Source organism: Streptococcus cristatus, from assembly GCF_963529205.1.
GTDB lineage: Bacteria > Bacillota > Bacilli > Lactobacillales > Streptococcaceae > Streptococcus > Streptococcus cristatus_O.
This window is the reverse complement of sequence record NZ_CAURYF010000064.1, coordinates 1-4,105: the sequence shown is the minus strand read 5'-3', so window position 1 is coordinate 4,105 and position 4,105 is coordinate 1. Positions and strand designations below refer to the sequence as shown.

Annotated in this window: 3 protein-coding genes; all 3 read right to left on the bottom strand. The window is 40.1% G+C overall.

What is annotated here, in order from left to right; genetic code table 11:
* Positions 1 to 426: 426 nt before the first annotated feature.
* The 3 genes from RWS39_RS09245 to gtfA all read right to left on the bottom strand — a co-directional run bounded on the left by RWS39_RS09245 (position 427) and on the right by gtfA (position 3,557).
* Positions 427 to 603: an XRE family transcriptional regulator gene (locus RWS39_RS09245; protein ID WP_143989835.1), complete on the bottom strand. Its 177-nt coding sequence runs from the start codon at positions 601 to 603 to the stop codon at positions 427 to 429.
* 68 nt (positions 604 to 671) lie between these two features.
* Positions 672 to 2,000, bottom strand: coding sequence for an accessory Sec system glycosylation chaperone GtfB (gtfB, locus tag RWS39_RS09240; protein WP_314482834.1), 1,329 nt, complete (start codon positions 1,998 to 2,000; stop codon positions 672 to 674).
* A 27-nt stretch (positions 2,001 to 2,027) separates the two neighbouring features.
* Positions 2,028 to 3,557 carry an accessory Sec system glycosyltransferase GtfA gene (gtfA, locus tag RWS39_RS09235; protein WP_314482831.1) on the bottom strand — a complete coding sequence of 510 codons (1,530 nt, stop codon included), beginning with the start codon at positions 3,555 to 3,557 and terminating at the stop codon, positions 2,028 to 2,030.
* Positions 3,558 to 4,105 lie beyond the last annotated feature (548 nt).

Sequence of the window (4,105 nt, the reverse complement as noted above, 5' to 3'; positions counted from 1 at the left end):
TTCCTTTCTTTTATCCAATTGCGACCCTTTGTTAATCTCATGACCATTAACAAAGTGTAGTTGCGCTGCCCTCTCAAAACCAAAGCCAATAAAAGCCACAGTCAGTCTCAGTTTTTATTCCTTTAATTCAGAAAATGCAGATTCCATCTGGAATATACCAGTTACTTTTATCTAGTATACACCATTTATTATTTTAGCAAAACGGTTCCTACTTTTCAAGCATTTATACACGAAATAACCAATGAAAACGCCTAATTTTTACCTAAAATTCGCTTTTAAGATTCAAATAATTGAAAGCGTCTTATCTTTCAAAATCCCTACTCCCCCCCTTTCACACTAGTTCAATTAGATAGAGACAAAAAAACCTTGACGATTTGTTCGTCAAGGTTCATCTGTTCCAGAGACCTCCTCCATCCAGAAAAAATCCTAGAAAAAGTGTCCCAACTGCATGAGTAGCGTGACCAAAAGGGTGATGAGAAAGAGAACTCCGCCCAACACAGCAATCATGCTAAAATCTTGCTTCTCCCTTTTTAAGGGTTTCTTTCGGTTATCTAGCTGTTCTCGTATATGTTCTTGTAAAATTCCATTGTCCTTGTTAGACATGTGCTCCTCCTTTTCTGTTGATAGAAAGGAAATTGCTTTCATCGAAAGCAAGCCCTTATCTTATTAGCTTATAAAATTGCCTTGTAGGCTTCCAGATCAGCCTGATTCGCCGCCTGTTTTTGCTTAGCAAGAGCAGCCTCCATCTCAGACGGAAGAGAGAGAACTCCCTGAATCTTGCCTACCATGCCTGATACATTTTCCACCGGATAAATGTGGCTTTCTGCAACGAAACGATGATTGTGACAAGTGTTTTTGAAGCTGAGAATCAGCATATTATTCTCAAAAGCTGTTCGACTACCATTGAGAATTTCATCACTGATATTGATATCCAGATACAAGTCACAGCGAGCAAAAAGTTCATTCACCTTAGCTGGACGAATATTAGGGTAGAGGGAAATATTCGGATAGCGATTTAATTCCATCAAATGACTTGACATCTCAGTAATTGCTCCAATATGGAAATGAACATTTGGTAATTGAGTCAAAAGTGACTCAATTTGCTCGATTTGGTCACTATTCGTCAGGATCAAGGCTTCTGGATTCATATTATTGAGGCGATGGTATTGATAGAGATAACCGACATTGCGGAAGTAAGTTTTCTCTTTTGGTGTCGCAAGCTTGAGAATTTTATCATAAACTTGCTTATCCTGTACTGCAATACGGATGTTGCGATGAGGTAACTGCATCGCTGCTTTCATGTTACCCGGCAACTCCTCTCCAATCGGCTCCTGCCAGAAGAGAATATCCTCTGCTCGTCCTTCTTTCGGAGTCAGACCAACAGCTACTAAAAATGGTGTTGCTAGAGAATTGTATATAATGCGATCTGTATCATATCCACGATATCGCAAATAAAAGATTACAAACTCTTGCTTAGAATTGAAAATATGGCGTTTCCCATCAAGAGTTAAGACAATATCCTCTGTTAGATGATTTTCCATAATCACCGTTACGTTATCCTGATTAAAGTAGCGTGTATGAGTTGGACGTTGGGCATCATCATAGGTAATCTGTGCAAAGAGACGTCCCTTGCGATTGTAAATGTCTGCAGCGCGTACACGACCTTGATCATCCAACCACTCGACTGCACGCACGCGACGTTCGTGTGTTGGTTGACGGTAAAAGATATTGGCACGTTTCTTACCCATATCCAAGATTTCACCATTAACATTGCTCGAGCGAATTTCCCACAAATGAGGTTTCGGAACAAGGTTAAAATAAAGAGGTAGATCGTCCTCTGAAGCCACATCTCCAGTAAAGTAACTGTAAGGCGACTCAACATCAGGTGCGAGGTAGCCATCGTCTCGGATCACGACAACAGGGCAGTCTAGCCCAGCTGCCTTAAGCGAACGTAGTAAATCAAAACTCGCTTGATCATAGCGTTCAAATAAACAAATCATAGTGTTTATGCCTTTCTTTTCGAATCCCTACTGATGCTGTGCAGATTGAACAAGATCATACCAACGCTGGGCGATATGTTCATCAAGATATGGTTCTGCCACCTCGTAGGACACACGGGATAGATCTTCTTGGGAATGTTGAGTAAATAGCTGGACAATCTTTTCCGCGTATTCCGTTGTCATTGCATCCAGATCATCTGGACGCGCCTTGGGAATCAGGTAGCCATTTTCTCCATCGCGGATAAAGGTCGGATTGCCATAACGAACATCAAAACCAATGATGGGCAGGCCAGAACCAACTGCTTCCAACAGAGTCAGACCAAAACCTTCACTTGTAGATGCCGCTAGATAAGCGGAATAATTTTTGTAAATATCCGCCATATGATGATGCCCCATCAATCGAATATAATCTTCTGCCTGCAAATCCGCAATCAACTTCCGCAGCATAGCTTCCTCACCACCCGTACCATAGATATCAAAAGTGATTTCAGGTAATTGCTCATGTGCCTTCACTACAGAGTGAATCAACCAATCAATATGCTTTTCACTTGCCAAGCGAGAAGCTGTAATCAATCCAAACGGCTTGCGCTCTCCTTCTGGATGACGCAATTGATCCAAACTTCCCACCGGAATAGTCAAGATTTCCTTTGGTTTGATGTTTGTATATTGAGCGAATTGTTCTTTGAGTAGGTTCGTTTGCGCATCGGTCGAGTTAATGATATAGTCCACTTCGTCAGCATATTCGAACTGATACTCATAATAGTTATTCCATAAAATATAGTCTTTCTCAGCAGGATTTTCACTAAAGTGGTCTGCATGAACGATTACGACTAGCTTTGCAGCGCCCTTATTAGCAAAGATAGCTTGACCAATATCTGTCTCTCGGTCTAAAATCAATAAATCTTTGTCCGTCAGAGACAAACTTCTCATAAAATGCGCGACAAACTCTTGCTTAGAATAGAAAACATGATTTGGGAAACGATAGACTTGCGTCTCCTGTCTACCATCGACTTCATTGATGATTTCCTCATAAGCCACACTACCATCTTCATTGAGCCAAGTCCGTTGGTAGAGACGAGCCCGACCATCTACAGGACTATAATACTCAATAAAGTTTTTGGTATATGTATAATATTCTTTCTGAATGAGGCAGCCACGCGAAACAATCTCAGCCCGCTCAATCAGCTCATTATCCATATCGCAAGCATAGCACGTTACGAAATCATTGTCTCCAAACATGACTCGGAAGGTCTTGTTCTCAGGATTCCGAACGATTTCTAGAGGTTCTCTATTAAAACTAGCTAAAACATGTGCTAGAGTGTAGGTCGTTGGAGCAATCTTAACATCTGTAAAATACTGATAGAGCCAAATGACCTCAGAGTCTTCAAAGCCGATATTCTTTGTCAAATGTTCAATATTATCGGCTGAAATAAAATCCATAAAGATGAACTTCGATTCTAAGCCAACACTACGAAGCAATTTTGCACGGTAGATCTGTGCATACTCTACACCACTACTCGCCCAGCCAATCCCCAAATTGATGTTATAAATTGTCATATTTGATTCTCCTCTTACAAAAAGTTATCTCGTTTAATTCTCGAAAGACGTTTGATTCTCTTGCCCTTATCATCATCTAACTTATCTTCGTCTTTCTTTTTAGTTTTTGCGCGACGTGAAGTGATGTAGCTTACAGAGATAGTACTATCTGTTCCTGTTTTTGCAAGGGGTTGTTCGAGATGAACTTTCTCTCTCAGGCGCCACCTATTCTTTCTCCTTAGCAACTTCTTCTGGTCTATCAAGTTCTTTACGTAATTCTTGAATTTTTTTTGATATCTTTTGGTTTATCATCGATATCGTCCAGTTCTAGAAAATCATCAATTCGACTAATAATATTTTTAATTTTTTCTTTTTGTAAATTATACAATCTCTCAGCCTCTGCCCGTTTCTTTGTCAGAGAATAGATTCTCTCGTATCCAAGTAGTCTTTTTGTGCCTTTTCTAAAACTTCTTTAGCTTCTTTTTCAGCCCTATCATGAGCTTCAATAACAAGAGATTTGGCATAAATGACTGCTTCACCGATCTCTTTTTCTTGATTCTTCATAGAGT

Coding starts and splice junctions, on each gene's coding strand:
- gtfB (WP_314482834.1), bottom strand. CDS start 2,000: ATGATTTGTTTATTTGAACGCTATGATCAAGCGAGTTTTGATTTACTA.
- gtfA (WP_314482831.1), bottom strand. CDS start 3,557: ATGACAATTTATAACATCAATTTGGGGATTGGCTGGGCGAGTAGTGGT.
- RWS39_RS09245 (WP_143989835.1), bottom strand. CDS start 603: ATGTCTAACAAGGACAATGGAATTTTACAAGAACATATACGAGAACAG.